Below are 19,342 nucleotides of genomic sequence, written 5' to 3'. Positions count from 1 at the left end.
ATGCGTATTCTCCTGACCGCCGCACTGCTTGCCGGAACCGCTGCCCTCACCCCCGCCTTCGCGGAAACGGCCCCCGCCCCGATCCTGACCACGCCCGAGGCCAGGGACGTCTGGACTCACGCCGAGCCGGAAGTGGCGCGCGTGACGCATGTGGCGCTCGATCTCGACGTCGATTTCACCGCCAAGACCCTGTCCGGCAGCGCCGTGCTCGACATTCTGGCCGCGCCGGGTGCCCGGCAGGTGGTGCTCGACGTCAACGACATGGATATCTCGGCGGTCACCGACGCAGCGGGCAAGCCGCTCAAGTGGGCGCTCGGCCCCAAGGACACGGCGAACGCCGACATCGGCTCGGCCCTCACCGTCCAGCTTGCCGGCGCGACGAAGATCAGGATCGTCTATCGCTCGAAACCCGGCGCCACCGCGCTGCAATGGCTGCCGCCGGAAATGACCTTCGGCAAGAAGAAGTCCTTCCTGTTCAGCCAGGGTCAGGCGATCCTCAACCGCTCGTGGGTACCCACGCAGGATAGCCCCGGCATCCGCCAGACCTGGGAAGCCACCTTGCGCGTACCGGGCGACATGGTCGCGGTGATGAGCGCCGAGAAACTCTCGGGCGACAAGGGCGAGGCGCTGCCCGACGGCCGCCGCCAGTTCCGCTTCCGCATGGACAAGCCGGTGCCGCCCTACCTGATCGCCTTCGCGGTGGGCGACCTGAAGTTCAAGTCGCTCGGCCCGCGCTCCGGCGTCTGGACCGAAGCGCCGATGCTGGACAAGGCGGCGCGGGAATTCGTCGACGTCGAGAAGATGATCGACGCCGCCAGCAAGCTCTACGGCCCCTATCGCTGGGGCCGCTACGACATGCTCGTGCTGCCGCCCGCCTTCCCCTACGGCGGCATGGAAAACCCGATGCTGACCTTCCTGACGCCGACCATCGTCACCGGCGATCGCTCGAATACCGACGTCGTAGCGCATGAACTGGCGCATTCGTGGTCGGGCAACCTCGTCACCAATGCCACCTGGTCGGATTCGTGGCTGAACGAGGGCTTCACCACCTACTTCGAAAACCGCATCATGGAATCGCTCTACGGCAAGGAGCAGGCCGCGACGTATGCCGATCTCGACTGGGACGTGCTCCAGCGCGAGATCGCCGCGGGCGGCGGCCAGACCGGCGCCGCCACGCGCCTGAACGGCGAACCGGGTGCGGGCGAAGTGGACTATACCAAGGGCTCCAACTTCCTGCGCATGATCGAATATACCGTGGGCCGCGACAAGTGGGACGCCTATCTCACCTCCTACTTCGACCGCCACGCCTTCCAGCCGCAGACCACCGCCGGATTCCTCGCGGACTTGCGCGAGCGTCTGCTCAAGGACCAGCCGGATCTCGAACTGAAACTCCAGCTCGACCGCTGGTCCTACGGCGCGGGTCTGCCCGACAACGCCGTTCGGGTGCGCAGCGCGACTCTGGCCAGGGTCGATGAAAAACTCGCCGCCTTCAATGCCGGAGGAGCAGCCGCCGCCGTGCAGCCCAAGGGCTGGACCACGCAGGAATGGCTGCGCTTCCTCAACGGTATCGACCGGAAGCAGACGCCCGGCCGCCTCAAGGAACTCGACGGGGCGCTGGGCCTTTCGGCCTCGGGCAATGCCTATATCCAGTCAGCCTGGTTCGAACTCGCCATTGCCAACCGCTACGATCCGGCGGTGCCCTATTTGCGCGCCTATCTCTCGCGGATCGGGCGCGGGCTGCTGGTCTATCCGCTCTACAAGGGCCTGATGAAGCAGGGGGACTGGGGCACGAGCAAGGCGCGTGACTTCTTCGCCGAGGCGAGGCCGACCTACCACCCCTCCACCGCCGCCGGGATCGCGCGCATCGTCGCCCCGGAAGCCCCGCAGGAGTAACGCGGCCATGACCCGCTTCGGCAATGCCCCCGGCCCGGACGTGTTCGAGGCCCTCGCCCACGCCGCCTTCTCGCGCATTCCCGAACCTTTCGCGCAGCACCTCGTCGGCGTGACCGTCCACGTCGAGGAGTTCGCCGACGCGGAGACGCTGCGCGCGGTCGGTCTGGAGGATGCCTGGGAACTGACCGGCCTCTACCATGGCCGCCCGCTCGACGAGGAATCGGTCTGGGTGGCGGGCGAGTTCCGCCCGCGCATCACCCTCTACCGCCAGCCGCTGCTCGCCGAATGGTGCGAAACGGACGTGACGCTGGAGGACCTCGTCACCCATGTCGTGGTGCACGAGGTCGGCCACCACTTCGGCCTGTCGGACGACGACATGCACGCGCTGGAAGACGACGCCTAGCCTCCTCGAATAGGGGAGGAAAAGCCATTGATCCGGCAGGGAAGCATCCGATAGGACGGCGGCCATGACTCTCCCCCTCCATCGCGGCTTCCCGCTGCTTTCCACCTCGCTGATGGCCGCGTTGCTCGCGGGCTGCGCGACGACGACGACCTCGCATCAGGTCGCCTCGCCCCGACAGGCCGCCCCCATCGAAGTCGGCGTTATCGCGATCAACGACTTCCACGGCGCCCTCGAACCGCCAAGCCAGTCGGTCGACACGCCGGACGGACACGGCGGCGAAGTCGCGGTTCCGGCGGGCGGCGGGGCCTGGCTGGCTTCGGCGGTGGATTCGCTGAAGGCCCGGCACGCCAACAATGTCGTAGTGGCGGCGGGGGACCTGACGAGCGCCTCGCAGCTCGCTTCCTCGCTCTACCTCGACGAGCCCTCGGTCGGCGTGATGAACCGCGTCGGCGTGGAATTCAACGCGGTGGGCAACCACGAGTTCGACCGGGGCTGGCAGGAACTGCGCCGCCTCCAGAACGGCGGTTGCGAGAAGAACACGCGCGGGCAGCCCTGCCAGCTCGAACCGTTCAAGGGCGCCGATTACAAGTACCTCGCCGCCAGCACCACGCTGGCCGACGGTACGCCGCTGTTCCCCGGCACCGGCCTCAAGACTTTCGGCACCGGCAAGGACCGGATCACGATCGGCTTCGTCGGCCTTTCGCTGAGCAGCGTGCCTACCCTCGTCGCGCCGGACCGGGTCGCGGGCCTGAAATTCGCGGACGAGGCGGAGACGATCAACCGCGCGGTGCCGCAGCTGAAAGCCGCGGGCGCCGATGCCGTGGTCGTGCTGATCCACCAGGGCCTGCGCACCAACGGCGCCGCCGATCCCAACGGCTGCGACCAGGCGGTGGGCGATATCCAGCCGATCCTCGACCGGCTGAACCCCGGCGTCGACGTGGTGGTCTCGGGCCACACGCATTGGGCCTATGTCTGCAATTACACCGCCAATACGCAGGCAGGTCCGATCCTGCTGACGAGCGCGGGCGTCTACGGCAAGCTGGTGACGGACATCACCCTCAAGTTCGATCCCGCGACGCACAAGCTACTGGGCAAGCAGGCGAACAACCTGATCGTCCAGTCGCCTGCCTACAAGTCGGCCAAGGGCGAGGTGCCGAACCAGCCCGCCTTCCCGCAATTCCAGCCGCGCGCGGACGTGGCGGCCTATATCCAGCGCTACAAGGACGCCTCGCTGCACCTCGTCGCGCGGCCGGTGGGCAAGCTTTCCGGCCCGGCGGGCAAAGTCGAGGAAAAGGGCGTCGGCAAGGGCGGCGAACTCGGCAACCTGATCGCGGATTCGCAGCTTGCCGCCAGCCGCAAGGCCGGGGCCGAGATCGCCTTCGTCAATCCCTACGGCATCCGCACCTCGCTGATTCCTGCGGCGGACGGCACCGTGACCTTCGGCCAGATCTATGCGGTCGAGCCGTTCAACAACGAGATCGTCACGCTGTCGCTGACCGGCGCCCAGATCCGCGCGACGCTGGAACAGGGCCTCGACGACAGCGGCGACAAGCAGGCCCTCGCACCCAGCCAGGGTCTGCGCGTGGCCTTCGACATGCGCCGCCCCTCGGGCGCGCGGATCACGGCGCTGACGCTGGACGGCAAGCCGCTCGACCCGGCCACGACCTACCGCGTCAGCGTGGTGAACTTCCTGGCGGAAGGCGGCGACGGCTTCAGCGGCTTCATCCAGGGCACGAACCGCGTCCACGGCGCCATCGACCTCGATGCCCTGGAAGCCTGGCTCTCGGCGGTGCCGTTGCGTCAGCTGCCGCAAGAGGACCGGACGCCGGAAACGCGTTGAATGGCATGAGGGCCGCCTGACTTCAGCCTATCCTCGTCATTGCGAGCGTAGCGAAGCAATCCAGAGCAGTCTTGCACCGCTCTGGATTGCTTCGTCGGCTACGCCTCCTCGCAATGACGAGAAAAGTCGCAGGCTGGATCAGCCGAACAGCCAGTGGCCGAGCAGGCGGTCGAACGGGAAAGTGAAGAAGCCCGCGATCAGCAGAGCGCCGATGATGAGGCCGCGCACGGTCCGGCGGTGACGGGCGGCATTGTGCCGACGCGCCGCCAGTACCAGCACCGGCACCATGACGAGAGTGAACAGCGAAAGCACGTGGATCAGGCTGAAACGCCCCGGTCCGTTGCCATGAACGAAAAGGCTGTCCAGCGCGGTCAGCATCATCGCCCCGCTCCAGACATAGCCGTAGACCCGGTGCCGCGTATCGCCCCGGCGGCGCCAGAGCAGCACCGGCGTCAGCACCAGCGCCACAAGGATCGTCGCGAGATGGACCCAGATGACGGGCGGCACATGCTCCCACTCGGCCCGGCCGCGCAGCAGGGCCGCGAAGATGAAGCCCAGCATGACGAGCGCGAGAAACCCGAGCGCCCGCTCCAGCCGATCCGGGCCGCGCAAGTCCTGCGCGGTAATGCCCTTGCTGGCCGTGGCCGTCGCCCCCGACGGCGCTATCGCTGCTTCGCTCATTCTGCCCCCTGTTATGTCGTCAGAACCCCGCGCCTTGCGGCCATTGCGGCCCGGTCACGCCCATGACCTTGAACAGGGTTCCCATCTGATCGTCATTGATAAGCCGATCTTTTGCCCGCTGGATAGTATCCGCGTGCTGCGGCGCAGCGGCGGCAAGGTTGGCGGCGCGCATCTCGATCCCCAGCGCGCGCAGGAACGCCCCCTGCGTCACCGTGCCCTGCCATTTCGCGCCTTCGCCCGTCGCAATCTCCGCCAGGATGGCGAAGTCGACGAGGCAGGTGAGATCGGCCTCCCCCGGCATCGCGAAAGGATCGACCTTGGTATGCGCCCGCAGCGCCTGCAAAGTGGAGCCGGTCTGCGGCTGAGCATAGCCATAGTCGATCAGCAGCGCCGCGCCGCCCTGCGCCGCGAGCCTTGCGGCAAGTTCATGCATGACCGCGGCAGCGCCGGGGCAGGTTTCCACCAGCGTGCTTTCCGGCGCATCCTTGAGCGTATCCGGCACGGCGGCATCCATCGGCTTGTCCCCGGCGACGGGACGGAAGCGGTCCTCCGCCCAGTCCACCATGCGCTCGCGCCAGCCCTTGGCGGTCTTCACCAGCTGGCGCACCGGCAGCGCGTCGAGGAATTCGTTGCCGACCACCAGCAGCGGCGCATCGGTAGGCACGCTGCCGAGATCGTGGTGCCACTGCGCCTGCGGCACGGCCTCTGCCTGGAGCGCCCGCAGCGCCTGCGAGCCTTCGACGAAGTGCACCTGGGGTTCGAGTCCCACCCGCTTCATGGAGCGCAACGCATCGCGGGCCAGCGTGCCGCGCCCCGGCCCCATCTCGACGTAGTGGACAGGCGCCGGGCTGCCCGCCCGCACCCAGATATCGGCCAGCCACAGCCCGACGAGTTCGCCGAACATCTGGCTGATCTCGGGGGCGGTGATGAAATCCCCGGCGGCGCCGAACGGGTCCTTGTCGGCATAGTAGCGGGCGTTCGATTCGCCCATGTAGTGCAGCAGCGAGATCGGCCCGTAGTTCGCGATCAGCCGCTGGAACACGGCCGAGAGCGGTTCGGCGTGGGACATGGGTTTACGCGGCGATCGGGCGGACGGTGGCCAGCGCCGGCTTGGTCAGCGCCCGGGCGATCAGCACCAGGCCGAGCAGGATCAGCGGGATCGTCAGCCACTGGCCCATCGACAAGCCGCTGCGTTCGGCGAAGTCCTGAAGCTGGGCGTCCGGCTGGCGGAAGAACTCCACGGTGAAGCGCGCGCAGGCGATGCCCGTGGTGAACACACCGACCAGCAGGCCCGGACGGAACCGCGCGCGGGTCTTCCAGAACAGGCTGAGCATCACCACGACCATCAGCAGGCCTTCGAGGCCCGCTTCGTAGAGCTGGCTGGGGTGGCGCGGCAGCGGTCCGGCATCGGGGAAGACCATGGCCCAGGGCAGGTTCGGGTTGGTGACCACCCGCCCCCAAAGCTCGCCGTTCACGAAGTTCGCGAGGCGGCCGAACAACATGCCGAAGGGCACGCAGACCGAGACATAGTCCGTCACCCGCAGGAAATCGAGGTTCCCGCGCCAGGACACCCAGCTCATCGCCAGCAGCACGCCGATCAGGCCGCCGTGGAAGCTCATGCCGCCGTGCCAGAGCGAAACCAGCGCGCCCGGATCGCTCCAGAGGCTGGGAATGCCGGTATCGCCGCCCGTGTAGAACGTCGCATAGCCCAGGCGTCCGCCCAGGATGATGCCGATCGTGCAGTAGAAGAACAGATCGTCGGCATGGCGCTGCGCCAGCGGCGCGCCGGGCGCCTTGATCATGCGCGAGAGGTGCCAGTAGCCGAGCATGATGCCCGCCAGATAGGCCAGCGAATACCAGCGCAGTTCGAAGCTGCCGATCCGGAACAGGTAGTTCTTGAGGCCGAGGTTGACCCAGTAGATCGGCTGGTGCGCCTCTGCGGCGGCGGCTGCGGCAAGTGCTGTCAGGGACAAGGGCAGGACCTCGTAAATCTCGTAAGGTCGCCGGGCCGGACGGCGCGGCGGTGCATAGTCCGGCGCCTTCTGGCATAGGCGGCGAGACGATGGTAGGCCGGATTTTGCCGAGGCCCCGCAAAATCGGCGGGCGGAAGCAAGCGCGCTGTTCCCCTCAAGCCGTTGAATGTCTAGATATCGCTCGACATGAGCGTGATCCGCATCCCTTCGCCCCGTTCCGTGATCGACCGCCGCGCGCTGGTCGAGACCATCGAAGCCGTCGTCGCCGAGACCGGCGCCGCCAAGGGCCGCAAGCGGGTGGTCGAACTCCTGCGCGAGGCGCTGGAACAGGGCCGTGCAGAGATCGCCCGCCGCCTCGTGGAAAAGCCTTCCGCCGGGCACGAAGTGGCAGAAGCGCAGGCCTATCTGGTCGACCAGCTGCTGCGGATCATTCACGATCACGTCTCCACCCACGTCTATCCGGCGATGAATCGTTCGAAGGGCGAGCGCCTCTCGATCGTCGCCGTCGGCGGCTACGGACGCGGCGAGATGGCGCCCCATTCCGACGTCGACCTCGCCTTCGTCACCCCGATCAAGCAGACCGCCTGGTGCGAGCAGGTGATCGAGGCGATGCTCTATTTCCTCTGGGACCTCGGCCTCAAGATCGGCCATTCCAGCCGCTCGGTGGACGACATGGTCCGCATGAGCCGTTCAGACCTCACTATCCGCACCGCGATGCTGGAGGGCCGCTACGTCTGGGGCGACCAGGACCTCTACGAGGAAGTGCGCGCGCGGTTCTGGAAGGACGTCGTCGCCGGGACCGAGCGCCAGTTCGTGGTCGAGAAGCTGGCCGAGCGCGAGGAACGCCACAAGCGCATGGGCGACAGCCGCTATGTCGTGGAACCCAACGTGAAAGAGGGCAAGGGCGGCCTGCGCGACCTCCACACGCTCTACTGGATCGGCAAATATATCCACAAGGTCCGCGATCCCAGCGAACTGGTGGACGTGGGCCTGCTCACCCACAAGGAATACCGCGCCTTCCGCCGCGCCGAGAACTTCTTCTGGGCGGTGCGCTGCCACCTCCACACGATCACCCGCCGCGCCGAGGACCGCCTGACTTTCGACCTTCAGCGCGAGGTCGCGGCGCGGATGAACTATTCCGACCGCCCCGGAAAGAGCGCGGTCGAGCGGTTCATGCAGATGTTCTTCCTCCAGGCGAAAGTCGTGGGGACGCTTACCGGCGTGTTCCTTGCCCAGCTCGACGACCAGTTCGCCAAGCGCCAACCGCGCGGGCTGCTGGCGGGCTTCCGTGCCCGTCCGCGCTCGGTCAAGGGCTACAAGGTCTTCGGCGGCCGCATCATGGCGCCCGGCGAGAACTGGTTCGAGGCGGACCCGGTGCGCCTGATCGAGATTTTCGTCATCGCCGACCGCGAGGGGCTGGAAATCCACCCCGAGACCATGCGCCTGGTCTCGCGCGATGCCACCCTCATCCGCGACGAGGTGCGCCGCGATCCGCGCGCCAACGAGCTGTTCATGGAACTGCTCACCAGCCGCAACAACCCGGAAACGGCGCTGCGCTCGTTCAACGAAGCGGGCGTGTTCGGCCGTTTCGTCACCGAATTCGGTCGCGTGAACGCGCAGATGCAGTTCGACATGTACCACCACTACACGGTGGACGAGCACACCATCCGCGCCATCGGCCTGATCTCCCGCATCGAGAAGGGCGAGCTGAAGCAGGATCATCCGCTCAGCCACGAGATCATCCACAAGGTCCGCTCGCGCCGCGCGCTCTATGCCTCGGTGCTGCTCCACGACATCGCCAAGGGCCGCGGCGGCGATCATTCCGAACTCGGCGCCGAGATCGCGCTCAAGCTCTGCCCGCGCTTCGGCCTGGACGAGGAGGAGACCGAACTCGTCTCCTGGCTGGTGCTGCACCACCTGGTGCTCTCGGCCACCGCCTTCAAGCGCGATTTGTCCGATGCCAAGACGATCACCGACTTCGTCGAACTCGTGCAATCGGTGGACCGTCTGCGCCAACTGACGCTGCTGACCATCGTCGATATCCGCGCGGTCGGCCCCGGCACCTGGAACTCATGGAAGCGCCAGCTCATCGGCGAACTCTATGGCGCCGCCGAGGAACGCCTGCGGCTCGGCCATGTCGAATTCGGCCGCGAGAAGCGGGTCGCGGCCAAGAAGGCCATCGTCGCCGAGGGCACCGCAGAAACGGCCGCGCTCGTCGAGGAACTCGGCACCCAGTTCGCCGATGCCTACTGGATCGCCGAGCCGGAAGACGTCATCGCCAAGAACCTCGCGCAGTTCCATGCCTCGCAGGACGAGCCGCTCTCGATCGCGACCGAGTATTATCCGGCGCGCGGGGCCACGCTCGTCACCGTCATCGCCTCGGACCATCCCGGCCTGTTCTACCGCATCGCCGGCGGCATCCATCTCGCCGGCGGCAACATCATCGACGCGCGCATCCACACGACCCGGACCGGGCGCGCGGTGGACAACTTCCTGGTGCAGGACCCGCTGAGCCGGCCCTTCATGGAAGAAACCCAGCTCGCCCGCCTGCGCTCCTCAATCGAGAACGCGCTGGCCAACCGCATCAAGATCCTGCCCCAGCTGGTCGCCCGCCCCGATGCCCGCCCCCGCGCCGACGCCTTCGAGGTGCGCCCACGCGTGCTGGTGGACAACAAGGCCTCGAACCGCCTCACCGTGGTCGAGGTCAACGCCCGCGACCGTCCGGCGCTGCTCAACCGGCTGGCCCACGCCCTGTTCGAATCGAAGCTGATGGTCCACTCCGCCCATATCGCCACGTATGGCGAGCGCGCGGCGGATACCTTCTACGTCACCGACCTGCTGGGCGAGAAGCTGACCTCATCCAGCCGCATCAAGGCGCTGGAACGCCGCCTGCTCGAAGCGGCGAGCGAAGGAAGCCTGACGGAAGTGGCCGCGTAGAAAGCATTTTAAGGGCTTGAAAGGATCTGCGCACGGTCCCACTTGTTGCATCGCAACATCCCCATGCGCAGGACCCTGCCCATGACTGCCGAAAACGCTACCGTTTCGTCCCCGCTTTCGAACGCACCGCAGTCGGTGCTCGTCCTTCAGGGCGGAGGCGCGCTCGGCGCCTACCAGGCCGGAGTCTACGAAGCCCTCGCCGCCGAGGGCCATGCGCCGGACTGGGTAGCGGGCATATCGATCGGCGCAATCAACGCCGCGATCATCGCCGGCAATGCCCCCGAGGAACGCGTCGCGAAGCTGCGCGCCTTCTGGGACGGGGTCAGCCACGAGCTGCTCTACCGGCTCGACGCGGGCAACGGCTTCGCCCGCCGCGCCTTCAACGAGACGTCCGCCGCCCTTGCCGCCACCTTCGGCGTGCCCGGTTTCTTCACCCCGCGCCTGCCGGTGCCGCTGCCCGAATGGCCGGACGAACTCAGCCGCCTGAGCTTCTACGACACCGCCCCATTGCGCCGGACCCTGCTGGACCTCGTCGATTTCGATCGCATCAACCGCGGCGAAACCCGCTTCTCGGTCGGCGCGGTCAACATGATGACCGGCAATTTCGTCTATTTCGACAACCAGAGCGAGCGCAGGATCGGCCCCGAGCACATCATGGCCAGCGGCGCCCTGCCCCCCGGCTTCCCCCCGGTCGAGATCGACGGCGAGTGGTACTGGGACGGCGGCCTCGTCTCCAACACCCCGCTGCAATATGTGCTCGACAACCGCAGCCCTTGCGAGATGACGGTGTTCCAGGTGGACCTGTTCCCCTCACGCGGGGCAATCCCCAAGACGATGTCCGACATCGCCCAGCGCGAGAAGGACATCCGTTTCTCCAGCCGCACGCGCCTCAACACCGACTTGTCCAAGCGCCTCCAGGAAATGCGCGCCGCCGCCCAGCGGCTCTCCCACAAGCTGCCGCCCGAACTGCGGGACGATCCGGACCTGCACCAGTTGCTCGGCTGCCGCCCGGCAGGCGCGGTGGCGGTGATGCACCTCATCAACCGTCCGCGCGGCTACGAGACCATGTCGAAGGACTACGAGTTCTCGCGCATGACCGTGACCGAGCACTGGAAGGCGGGCAAGGCGGATGCGCACTTCTCCCTGCGCGACGGCCGCTGGACCGGACGGAGCCTGAAACCCGACGAAATCATGACGTTCGACCTCGCGGGCACGCGCGCGAAGAGGCCGGACAACGAGGAGTAGGTGAATGAAACTGAAGGACAAGGCCTGCATCGTCACCGGCGCCGCCAGCGGCATCGGCAATGCCATCGCGCATAAATACGCCTCCGAAGGCGGCAAGGTGGCGATTGCCGACCTCAACCTCGAAGCGGCGCAGAAGGCCGCCGACGACATCAAGGCCAAGTACGGCACCGATGCCCTGGCCGTCGCCATGGACGTGACCAGCGAGGATCAGGTGAACGCAGGCGTCGCCCAGGTCGTGGAAGCCTGGGGCACGGTGGACGTGCTGGTCTCCAACGCCGGCATCCAGATCGTCAACCCGGTCGAAAATTTCGCCTATGCCGACTGGAAGAAGATGCTGGCGATTCACCTCGACGGCGCCTTCCTCACCTCCAAGGCCGTGCTGCCGCACATGTACGCGCAGAAATCCGGCTCGATCATCTTCATGGGCTCGGTCCACTCGAAGGAAGCCAGCCCGCTCAAGTCTGCCTACGTCACCGCCAAGCACGGCCTCCTCGGCCTGTCGCGTGTGATCGCCAAGGAAGGCGGCAAGAAAGGCGTGCGCTCGAACGTGATCTGCCCCGGCTTCGTGCGCACCCCGCTGGTGGACAAGCAGATTCCCGAACAGGCGAAGGAACTAGGCATTTCCGAGGAGGAAGTGGTGAGCCGCGTGATGCTCGGCCAGACCGTGGACGGCGAATTCACCACCGTAGACGATATCGCCGAAGTAGCGCTGTTCTTTGCAGGCTTCCAGACCAACGCGCTGACCGGGCAGTCGCTGGTGGCGAGCCATGGGTGGTTCATGGAGTAAGGTAGAAGCAGGGGGTCAACACCCCCTGCACCCCCAATTACCGTCCAGGTCACGCGGGCCAACAGCGTCTTGCACCCATGGCTGCGTCGGTAGACTAATTGGCTGCGCCGCAGGGAGCGCACGACCGATATTCTGCGCGCGACGATGACATTCCGAGGGTCCGGGGGATCATCCCCCGGGTCTTCCCTTTTCTTACCCAGCCGAAACCTTCAACCGCGCCAGAGCCTCATCCCGCCCGATCAGCGGCAGCAGCGCGCCCATATCCGGCCCGTGCTCCATCCCGGTAAGCGCCAGACGCAGCGGCAGGAACAGCCCCTTGCCCTTGCGCCCCGTCGCATCCTTGAGCGCGCCGGTAAGTGCCTTCCAGACGCCCGCGCTCCATTCCAGCCCGGCCAGAACCGCGACGGCCTGAGCCAGATAGGCCCGGTCCTCGTCGGCCAGCGCGGGAGCCTCGATCGGGCCGATCACCACGCTCCACCAGTCATGCGCCTCGTGAACGTGCGAGAGGTTGGGACGAATCGTTTCCCAGGCGCCCTCGTCCATTTCCTCGGGCAGGCGGCCCGCGACCGCCGCGAACGGCAGCGCGTGGACCACGGCGGCATTGACGCGCTCCAGTTCCGCCTCGTCGAATCGGGCGGGCGCGCGGCCGAAGCGGGTGAGGTCGAAGGCGGTAGCCAGCGCTTCGGCATCCAGCGAGGGATCGACCGGATCGCTGGTGCCGAGGCGCCCGAGCAGCGCGACGACGGCCTGCGGCTCGATGCCGATCTCGCGGAAATGCGCGACGCCGAGCGAGCCGAGGCGCTTGGAGAGCTTGCCCTCTGTGCCAACCAGCAGCGCCTCGTGCGCGAAGACCGGAACCGGCGCGCCGAGCGCGGTAAACATCTGCACTTGCGCGGCGGTGTTCGAGACGTGGTCCTCACCGCGCAGGATCTGCGTCACGCCCATGTCCACATCGTCGATGGCCGAGGGCAGCATGTAGAGCCAGGAGCCGTCAGCGCGGCGAATCACCGGGTCGCTCATCTGCGCGGCCTCGAACTTCTGCGCGCCGCGAATGCCGTCTTCCCAGGCGATCGGCTCTTCATGGTCGAGCAGGAAGCGCCAGTGCGGCAGGTCTCCGGCAGCGATCTTCGCCGCCTTTTCCTCTTCCGTGAGCCTCAGCGCGCCGCGATCATAGATCGGCGGCAATCCACGCCCGAGCAGGACCTTGCGCTTCAGCTCCAGTTCCTGCGGCGTCTCCCAGCAGGGATAGACGCGGCCCGCAGCCTTCAGGCGCTCGAATTCGCGTTCGTAGAGCGCGAAGCGGGCGGACTGACGCTCCTCCCCGCTCCATTCGATGCCGAGCCAGGCGAGGTCGGCATGGATGCCCTCGACATATTCCTCCTTCGAGCGCGCCGCGTCGGTATCGTCGATGCGCAGCAGGAACTTGCCGCCCGCCTGTTTGGCGAGCAGCCAGTTGTGCAGCGCCGTGCGAATATTGCCGACGTGGAGGTGCCCGGTGGGCGAGGGAGCGAAGCGCGTTACGGTCATGCCCCGCGCGTTACGGCGGGGCGGGCGAGAGGTCAATTTCGGCGCGCGAAAACCGCCTTCGCCGCCAGCGCCGCGAAGCCCGCCAGCAGGCCCCAGAAAGCCGAGCCGATGCCCAGCAGCGAAACGCCCGAGGCGGTCGCGGCGAACGTCAGGATCGCGGCGTCGCGCTCGGTCTTCTCGATCAGCATGTTCTCCACCGCGCCGGAGAGCGGGGCGATCAGCGCGATTCCGGTGAAGGCGGCGATCGAGGCCTTGGGCATCGTCAGGAAGAACTGCACCAGCGGCGCCGAGAACAGCGCCAGCGCCAGGTAGAACGCGGCATAGATCAGGCCGACCGTCCAGCGGCGCCCCTGATCGGGGTGCGCGTCCGAACTCGTGCAGATCGCCGCCGTGATCGCCGCGAGATTGACCCCGTGCGCGCCGAAGGGTGCGAGCAGCATCGTCGCGAGGCCGGTGCCCAGCAGCAGGGGCTGCGGCTTCGGCTCGTATCCGGCGGTCCGCAGCACGACGAGGCCGGGCAGGTTCTGCGAGACCAGCGTGACGAGGAACAGCGGCACGCCGATGCTCACCACGGCTTTGAGGTCGAACGTAGGCGTGACCGGCGCCAACCCGCCGAGCAGCGCGGTGGGCGCGAATCCGGCCACGTCACCGCGCAGCAGCATGACCGCCACGCCGGAAACCAGCACCAGCAGCAGCGCGTAGAGCGGAAAGCGCTGGCGGGCGATCACGAAGACCAGCAGCAGGACCACCACCAGCAGCGCGTCGACCTGCAAGGTCCGGAAAAGCTGGAGGCAGAACGGCAGCAGCACTCCCGCCAGCATCGCCGAAGCGACCGAGGCAGGGATTCGCGCGGCCAGCCGTCCCAGTGCGGGAATCAGTCCGAGGAGGCACATCAGGGCCGCAGCCGCGACGAAAGCGCCGATCGCCACCGGCCAGGCGATCGCGCCGCTACTGGCCGCGAGCAGCGCCGCGCCGGGCGTCGACCAGGCCAGCACCACGGGCATACGCATCCACAGCGAGAGAATCGCTCCCGGCACGGCAATTCCGAGGCAGAGCGCCGTGACCGCCGAGCCGACTTGCCCCGCCTCAGCCCCGAGGGCCTGCATGGCCTGGACCACGAGCGCAACGGTTCCTCCGAACCCGATGAGGGCGGCGATCAGCGCGGAAGTCCAGGAAGCGAGCGGGGGAAGGCGGGAAAGCATCGCCGCGCTATGGGCAGGTTTGCCGCGAATGGGAAGGTGTTGAAATCGCTTCCCGGACCCGGGAGAAAAGCGAGGCCGTTCGCGCGAGCCGACTTTCAAGGGACGGCGCAACTGCCTGGAATATCATGAGGAGTTGTGGAAATGGTGGAGCCTAGCGGGATCGAACCGCTGACCTCCTGCATGCCATGCAGGCGCTCTCCCAGCTGAGCTAAGGCCCCGTCCATTTCAGCGGATCGCGCCTGGGTGGGCGATCCGGCCCCGCGCACTGCGGCGTGGGAGGCAGCCCTCTAGATCGCCTTTTTCGATCTGACAAGAGAAACATTCACGGGTTTCGAAAGTTTATCGGAATACTGCGTTCGCGCGGAGATCGAGCGGCCCGGAAACGGCATTCCGCCGGGTTCATCGCAGCGAAATCTCCTGCGGCGCAGTCAAGCAAAGAGGCAATGCAAAGGTGCTAAACGGGAGAGCGATCATGATTCGCAAGTTGATGGCCGTTGCCGCAGTCGCCGGGCTTCTGGCAGCTACCCCCTCGATGGCGGCACCCTGCCGCGACGCCAAGGGCAAGTTCATCCCCTGCAAGACCGTGACGACCAAGAAGACCACCACCAAGGTCACGACGATGACCGTCAAGGGCAAGGACGGCAAATGCCGCTTCACGTCCGGCCCCAAGAAGGGCCAGTTCACCAAGTGCCCCTGAGCGCTTGATCTAATCGGGGGCTTGCCCGGCAGGCTCCCGAAGCATTTTTTTGCGCGGTTCGAACCGGACGCGGAAACCGGGCAATAAAAAACCCTCCCGGAGGGGAGGGCTTTTTCCGTCTCGGACGGACTTTCCGTGATCCCCGAGGGGCGGAAAGCAACTGGGGGCCGGCAGACCTGAAAGGTCGGTGCGCAGCCCCCGGCCGGATTACTCGGCAGCCGCAGTGGCTTCTTCGGTAGCCGCTTCGGTGGTAGCAGCCAGAGTTTCCTCGGGCAGGGTCTCAACCGACTCGGTAGCAGCTTCGGTGGGCTTTTCGCCACCGCAAGCAGCGAGCGACAGAGCGGCAGCCGACGCGAACGCGGCAAAAGCAATCTTCTTCATGCGAATCCCCTTGCATTGTTTGGCGCATAGGCCAACGCTTGCAGGCAAGCCTGCGGTGCCATTCTTTAGACGAGACATTGGGCCAACGCAAATGGGAAGTAAGGGGTCGTAAACCCCCGGAAATCCTAGGGCTTGCACACATATAAAGATATCTTTATATGATCGCCCATGCAAATCGACCCCCTCCTGAGGGCTCTTTCCGAGCCGACGCGGCTGCGCATCATGCGCCTGCTCGCACATATGGAACTGGCGGTCGGAGAGCTTGCCCAGGTGCTCGGACAGAGCCAGCCGCGAGTCTCCCGGCACGTGAAGATCCTGTGCGACGCGGGCCTTGCGCAGCGCCGCAAGGAAGGCAGCTGGGTATTTTTGCGCACCGCCGTGAAGGAAAAGAGCGAACCGCCGATGGGTGCCGCCGCTGCCCAGCTCTTGACCGTGGCTGAGCGCGACGATCCGGCCTTTTCCACACGCTGCAGCGAGGATCGCCGCCAGCTCGCGGCGATTCGCGAGGCACGCGAAGCCAGCGCCCAGGCCTATTTCGCCAGCCATGCCGAGGAATGGGACACGCTGCGCCAGCTTCACGGCGCTGACGGCCCGGTCGAATCGGCCCTGCTGGCGTCGTTCGGCCGTCAAAAGCTGGGCGCCCTGCTCGATGTCGGCACCGGCACCGGCCGGATGGCGGAACTGCTCGCCGCGAAAGCGGGCCATGTCACCGCGCTCGACAAGAGCCCGGACATGTTGCGGATCGCGCGCGCACGCTTGCAGTCTTTGCCGGCGGACAAGGTCTCGCTGCTCCAGGGAGACTTCACCGCACTGCCCTTCGTGCCCGCCAGCTTCGACACCGTCCTGTTCCACCAGGTGCTGCACTATGCCCAGGACCCCGGCGTGGTTCTGGGCGAAGCGGCACGCGTCACCCGCGAAGGCGGCCGCATCGCCGTGGTCGATCTCGCCGCGCACGACCGCGAGGACTTGCGCGAACGCCATGCCCACGCCCGCCTCGGCTTTGCCGACGAACAGATGGATGCCCTGCTGACCGAAGCCGGATTCGCCTCCGAGCCTTCCGTCTCGCTGCCCGGCGACCCGCTTACCGTGAAGATCTGGACGGGCCGCCGCCTGCCAGCCACCGAGATTCAAGACAGAAAGACCCAGCTCCCATGACTTTTGCCGAACGACCGGTCTCCGCCCCGCTCTTCGAGGACCTGCCGGGCGACATTTCCGTCTCCTTCGAATTCTTCCCGCCCAAGACGGAGAAGATGGAAGAGCAGCTCTGGGATGCGATCACCCAGCTTGCGCCGCTGGCCCCCAGCTTCGTTTCGGTGACTTACGGTGCGGGCGGCTCGACTCGCGAGCGCACCCATTCCACCGTGTCCCGGCTCGTGCGCGAGACCGATCTGGTTCCGGCCGCCCACCTCACCTGCGTGGGCGCCAGCAAGGACGAGATCGCCGAGATCGCCGACCAGTACTGGGAAGCGGGCGTGCGCCATATCGTCGCCCTGCGCGGCGATCCGCCGCCGAGCAGCGGCGGCGTCTTCACGCCGCACCCGCAGGGCTATACCGGTGCCGCCGATCTCGTGGCGGGCCTGAAGACGCGGCATGACTTCGATATCTCGGTGGCCGCCTACCCCGAAATCCATCCCGAGGCGGCCAGCCTCGAAGCCGATCTCGACAACCTGAAGCGCAAGCTCGACGCGGGCGCCAACCGCGCGATCACGCAGTTCTTCTTCTCGACCGACGCCTACTTCCGCTTCCTCGACAAAGTCCTGGCCGCAGGAATCACCGCGCCGATCCTGCCGGGCATCATGCCGGTGACGAGCTTCGCCGCGATTCGCCGCATGTCGGGCAATACCGAGATCCCGGGCTGGCTGGAGACGATGTTCGAAGGCCTCGACGATCGCCCCGGCCCGCGCGCGCTGGTGGCCGCCGTCGCCGCCGCCGATCTCTGCCGCCGTCTCTACGAGGGCGGGGTGCGCGATTTCCATTTCTACACGCTCAACCGCGCCGAGCAGGCCTATGCGATCTGCCAGCTTCTGGGCCTGCGTCCGAAGACGGACGCCTGAACGCGGACGAACTTGCGGACTTGTATAAGGACGGTTCGTGCAGCAAGGCGCGCGAACCGTCAGCAAGCGATGACCTTAGCCCTGTGGGCTGATCGGGGATTACGACAATGAGTGCCAGAGAACAGTTCCTCGCCGAAGCGGCCAAGCGCATCCTCATCACGGACGGCGCTTTCGGCACCGAAATCCAGCGCTGGAAGCTCAGCGAAGAGGATTATGCAGGCAACCTCGGCCTCTCCCACGACCAGAAGGGCAACAACGACATTCTCGCGCTGACCAAGCCCGAAGTGCCGGAATCGATCCACCGCGCTTACTTCGAGGCCGGAGCCGATATCGCCGAGACCAATACCTTCTCGGCCAACCGCATCAGCCAGGCCGATTACGGCGCCGAGCACCTCGTGCGCGAGATCAACATCGAATCGGCGAAGCTGGCCCGCAAGCTGGCTGACGAATACCAGGCGAAAGACGGTCGCCCCCGCTTCGTGGCGGGCGCGATCGGGCCGACCAACAAGACGCTCTCGCTCAGCCCCGACGTCAACGACCCGGGCTACCGCGAGATCGACTGGGACGAACTGGTCGACGTCTACAAGGAGCAGGCAGCGGCCCTCGTCGAAGGCGGCGCCGACTTCATCCTGATCGAGACGGTGTTCGACACGCTCAACGCCAAGGCCGGGATCATGGCCGTGCGCCAGCTCGAAGCCGACCTCGGCCGCGAAGTGCCGATCATGATGTCGATGACGCTGACCGACCTGTCGGGCCGCAATCTCTCGGGCCACACGGTCGAGGCGTTCTGGCACGCCGTGCGTCACGCGAAGCCGGTGACGATCGGGCTGAACTGCTCGTTCGGCGCCACCCAGCTTCGCCCGCATGTGAAGACGCTGTCCGAACTCGCGGACACGCTGATCATGATCTATCCCAACGCGGGCCTCCCCAACGAACTGGGCGCCTACGACGAGATGCCCGAGACCACCGCGGGCTTCGTCGGCGAATGGGCGGTCGCAGGGCATGTCAACGTGCTGGGCGGCTGCTGCGGCTCGACGCCGGATCACATCGCCGCCATGGCGCAGAAGGTCGCGGGCCTGCCGCCGCGCAGCTTGCCGGAACTGACGCCGGTGACGCGCCTCGCCGGGCTCGAACCCTTCACGATGGTCGCCTGAGTCGATGACCGAATTCCCCATCTGGCGCATTCGCCCCGCCACGGCAGACGATGCCGATGCGCTGTCGCTCGTGGCCTCCGCGACTTTCCTCGAAAGTTTCGCGGGGCTGGTCGACGGGGGCGGGATCGTCGCCCACTGCCTGAAACAGCACTCTGCCGACAAGTATCGGGACTACCTCGCCAAAGGCGCGAAGGCCTGGCTGGCGGAAGTCGAGCCTGGCCATGCCCCGGTCGGCTACGCGCTGATCTGCGCGCCTGAACTGGAACTCGCGCAGGCGGGCGACCTGGAACTGAAGCGCATCTATCTGCTCTCGCGCTTCCAGGGTTCGATGATGGCGGGCACGATGATGCGGATCGTGCGCGAGGCGGCAGCCGCCGCCGGCCACGAACGCCTGCTTCTGGGCGTGAAGAACGACAATCACCGCGCCCTCGCCTTCTACGCCAAGCACGGCTTCGAGACGATCGGCACCCGGACTTTCGACGTCGGCGGCAAGACCTATGACGATTACGTGCTCGCCCTGAAGTTGGCGAACACATTGCTGGCCAACTGACTCAACGAGAACGACAGA

17 protein-coding genes and 1 tRNA gene are annotated in these 19,342 nt (G+C 66.6%); 11 read left to right on the top strand and 7 right to left on the bottom strand.

The window, feature by feature from the left end; genetic code table 11:
* The 3 genes from V7066_RS02080 to V7066_RS02070 all read left to right on the top strand — a co-directional run bounded on the left by V7066_RS02080 (position 1) and on the right by V7066_RS02070 (position 4,136).
* On the top strand, positions 1–1,893 hold the full coding sequence (locus V7066_RS02080) for a M1 family metallopeptidase (RefSeq protein ID WP_334181592.1): 1,893 nt from the start codon (positions 1–3) through the stop codon (positions 1,891–1,893).
* Positions 1,894–1,900: 7 nt separating this feature from the next.
* Entirely contained in the window at positions 1,901–2,296 is a 396-nt protein-coding gene (locus V7066_RS02075; RefSeq protein ID WP_334181591.1) for a metallopeptidase family protein, read from the top strand.
* 64 nt (positions 2,297–2,360) lie between these two features.
* Complete coding sequence (locus V7066_RS02070; RefSeq protein ID WP_334181590.1) at positions 2,361–4,136, top strand: bifunctional metallophosphatase/5'-nucleotidase; 1,776 nt, start codon at positions 2,361–2,363, stop codon at positions 4,134–4,136.
* Positions 4,137–4,274: 138 nt separating this feature from the next.
* Here V7066_RS02070 and V7066_RS02065 read toward each other — a convergent pair whose 3' ends face one another.
* The 3 genes from V7066_RS02065 to lgt are packed head-to-tail and all read right to left on the bottom strand — an operon-like array spanning position 4,275 to position 6,790.
* Positions 4,275–4,817 (bottom strand): DUF2306 domain-containing protein, encoded by a 543-nt coding sequence (locus V7066_RS02065; protein ID WP_334181589.1) that lies wholly within the window; start codon positions 4,815–4,817, stop codon positions 4,275–4,277.
* Positions 4,818–4,836: 19 nt separating this feature from the next.
* Positions 4,837–5,886 carry a class I SAM-dependent methyltransferase gene (locus V7066_RS02060; protein ID WP_334181588.1) on the bottom strand — a complete coding sequence of 350 codons (1,050 nt, stop codon included), beginning with the start codon at positions 5,884–5,886 and terminating at the stop codon, positions 4,837–4,839.
* A 4-nt stretch (positions 5,887–5,890) separates the two neighbouring features.
* Positions 5,891–6,790 (bottom strand): prolipoprotein diacylglyceryl transferase, encoded by a 900-nt coding sequence (gene lgt, locus V7066_RS02055; protein WP_334181587.1) that lies wholly within the window; start codon positions 6,788–6,790, stop codon positions 5,891–5,893.
* 186 nt (positions 6,791–6,976) lie between these two features.
* On the opposite strand from lgt, the gene V7066_RS02050 reads away from it, so the two are divergent.
* The 3 genes from V7066_RS02050 to V7066_RS02040 all read left to right on the top strand — a co-directional run bounded on the left by V7066_RS02050 (position 6,977) and on the right by V7066_RS02040 (position 11,759).
* Positions 6,977–9,727, top strand: a complete 2,751-nt coding sequence (locus V7066_RS02050; RefSeq protein WP_334181586.1) for a [protein-PII] uridylyltransferase — start codon at positions 6,977–6,979, stop codon at positions 9,725–9,727.
* Positions 9,728–9,808: 81 nt separating this feature from the next.
* Positions 9,809–10,972, top strand: a complete 1,164-nt coding sequence (locus V7066_RS02045; protein ID WP_334181585.1) for a patatin-like phospholipase family protein — start codon at positions 9,809–9,811, stop codon at positions 10,970–10,972.
* Between the two features lie 4 nt (positions 10,973–10,976).
* The gene (locus tag V7066_RS02040; RefSeq protein ID WP_334181584.1) at positions 10,977–11,759 is read left to right on the top strand and encodes a 3-hydroxybutyrate dehydrogenase; all 783 of its coding nucleotides are present in this window, start codon (positions 10,977–10,979) and stop codon (positions 11,757–11,759) included.
* A 192-nt stretch (positions 11,760–11,951) separates the two neighbouring features.
* On the opposite strand, the gene gltX is transcribed toward V7066_RS02040, so the two are convergent.
* The 3 genes from gltX to V7066_RS02025 all read right to left on the bottom strand — a co-directional run bounded on the left by gltX (position 11,952) and on the right by V7066_RS02025 (position 14,706).
* Positions 11,952–13,286 carry a glutamate--tRNA ligase gene (gene gltX, locus V7066_RS02035; protein ID WP_334181583.1) on the bottom strand — a complete coding sequence of 445 codons (1,335 nt, stop codon included), beginning with the start codon at positions 13,284–13,286 and terminating at the stop codon, positions 11,952–11,954.
* A 32-nt stretch (positions 13,287–13,318) separates the two neighbouring features.
* Positions 13,319–14,488, bottom strand: a complete 1,170-nt coding sequence (locus V7066_RS02030; protein WP_334181582.1) for a benzoate/H(+) symporter BenE family transporter — start codon at positions 14,486–14,488, stop codon at positions 13,319–13,321.
* A 142-nt stretch (positions 14,489–14,630) separates the two neighbouring features.
* Positions 14,631–14,706, bottom strand: a tRNA-Ala gene (locus V7066_RS02025).
* A gap of 254 nt (positions 14,707–14,960) precedes the next feature.
* On the opposite strand from V7066_RS02025, the gene V7066_RS02020 reads away from it, so the two are divergent.
* The gene (locus V7066_RS02020; RefSeq protein WP_147220717.1) at positions 14,961–15,185 is read left to right on the top strand and encodes a hypothetical protein; all 225 of its coding nucleotides are present in this window, start codon (positions 14,961–14,963) and stop codon (positions 15,183–15,185) included.
* Between the two features lie 207 nt (positions 15,186–15,392).
* On the opposite strand, the gene V7066_RS02015 is transcribed toward V7066_RS02020, so the two are convergent.
* A complete protein-coding gene (locus V7066_RS02015; protein WP_021232409.1) occupies positions 15,393–15,566 on the bottom strand; it encodes a hypothetical protein in 174 nt (57 codons plus the stop codon).
* A 168-nt stretch (positions 15,567–15,734) separates the two neighbouring features.
* Between V7066_RS02015 and V7066_RS02010 the strand changes: the two genes are divergently transcribed.
* From V7066_RS02010 to V7066_RS01995, 4 genes are all read left to right on the top strand, one after another.
* On the top strand, positions 15,735–16,721 hold the full coding sequence (locus V7066_RS02010; RefSeq protein ID WP_334181581.1) for an ArsR/SmtB family transcription factor: 987 nt from the start codon (positions 15,735–15,737) through the stop codon (positions 16,719–16,721).
* Positions 16,718–17,620, top strand: coding sequence for a methylenetetrahydrofolate reductase [NAD(P)H] (gene metF, locus V7066_RS02005; RefSeq protein WP_334181580.1), 903 nt, complete (start codon positions 16,718–16,720; stop codon positions 17,618–17,620). The genes V7066_RS02010 and metF overlap by 4 nt, the downstream gene beginning before the upstream one ends.
* A 107-nt stretch (positions 17,621–17,727) precedes the next feature.
* The gene (locus tag V7066_RS02000; RefSeq protein WP_334181579.1) at positions 17,728–18,774 is read left to right on the top strand and encodes a homocysteine S-methyltransferase family protein; all 1,047 of its coding nucleotides are present in this window, start codon (positions 17,728–17,730) and stop codon (positions 18,772–18,774) included.
* Between the two features lie 4 nt (positions 18,775–18,778).
* A complete protein-coding gene (locus V7066_RS01995) occupies positions 18,779–19,324 on the top strand; it encodes a GNAT family N-acetyltransferase (protein WP_334181578.1) in 546 nt (181 codons plus the stop codon).
* Positions 19,325–19,342: the final 18 nt, after the last annotated feature.

This window comes from Novosphingobium sp. (assembly GCF_036820275.1).
GTDB lineage: Bacteria > Pseudomonadota > Alphaproteobacteria > Sphingomonadales > Sphingomonadaceae > Novosphingobium.
This window is presented reverse-complemented; position numbering and strand designations above follow the sequence as displayed.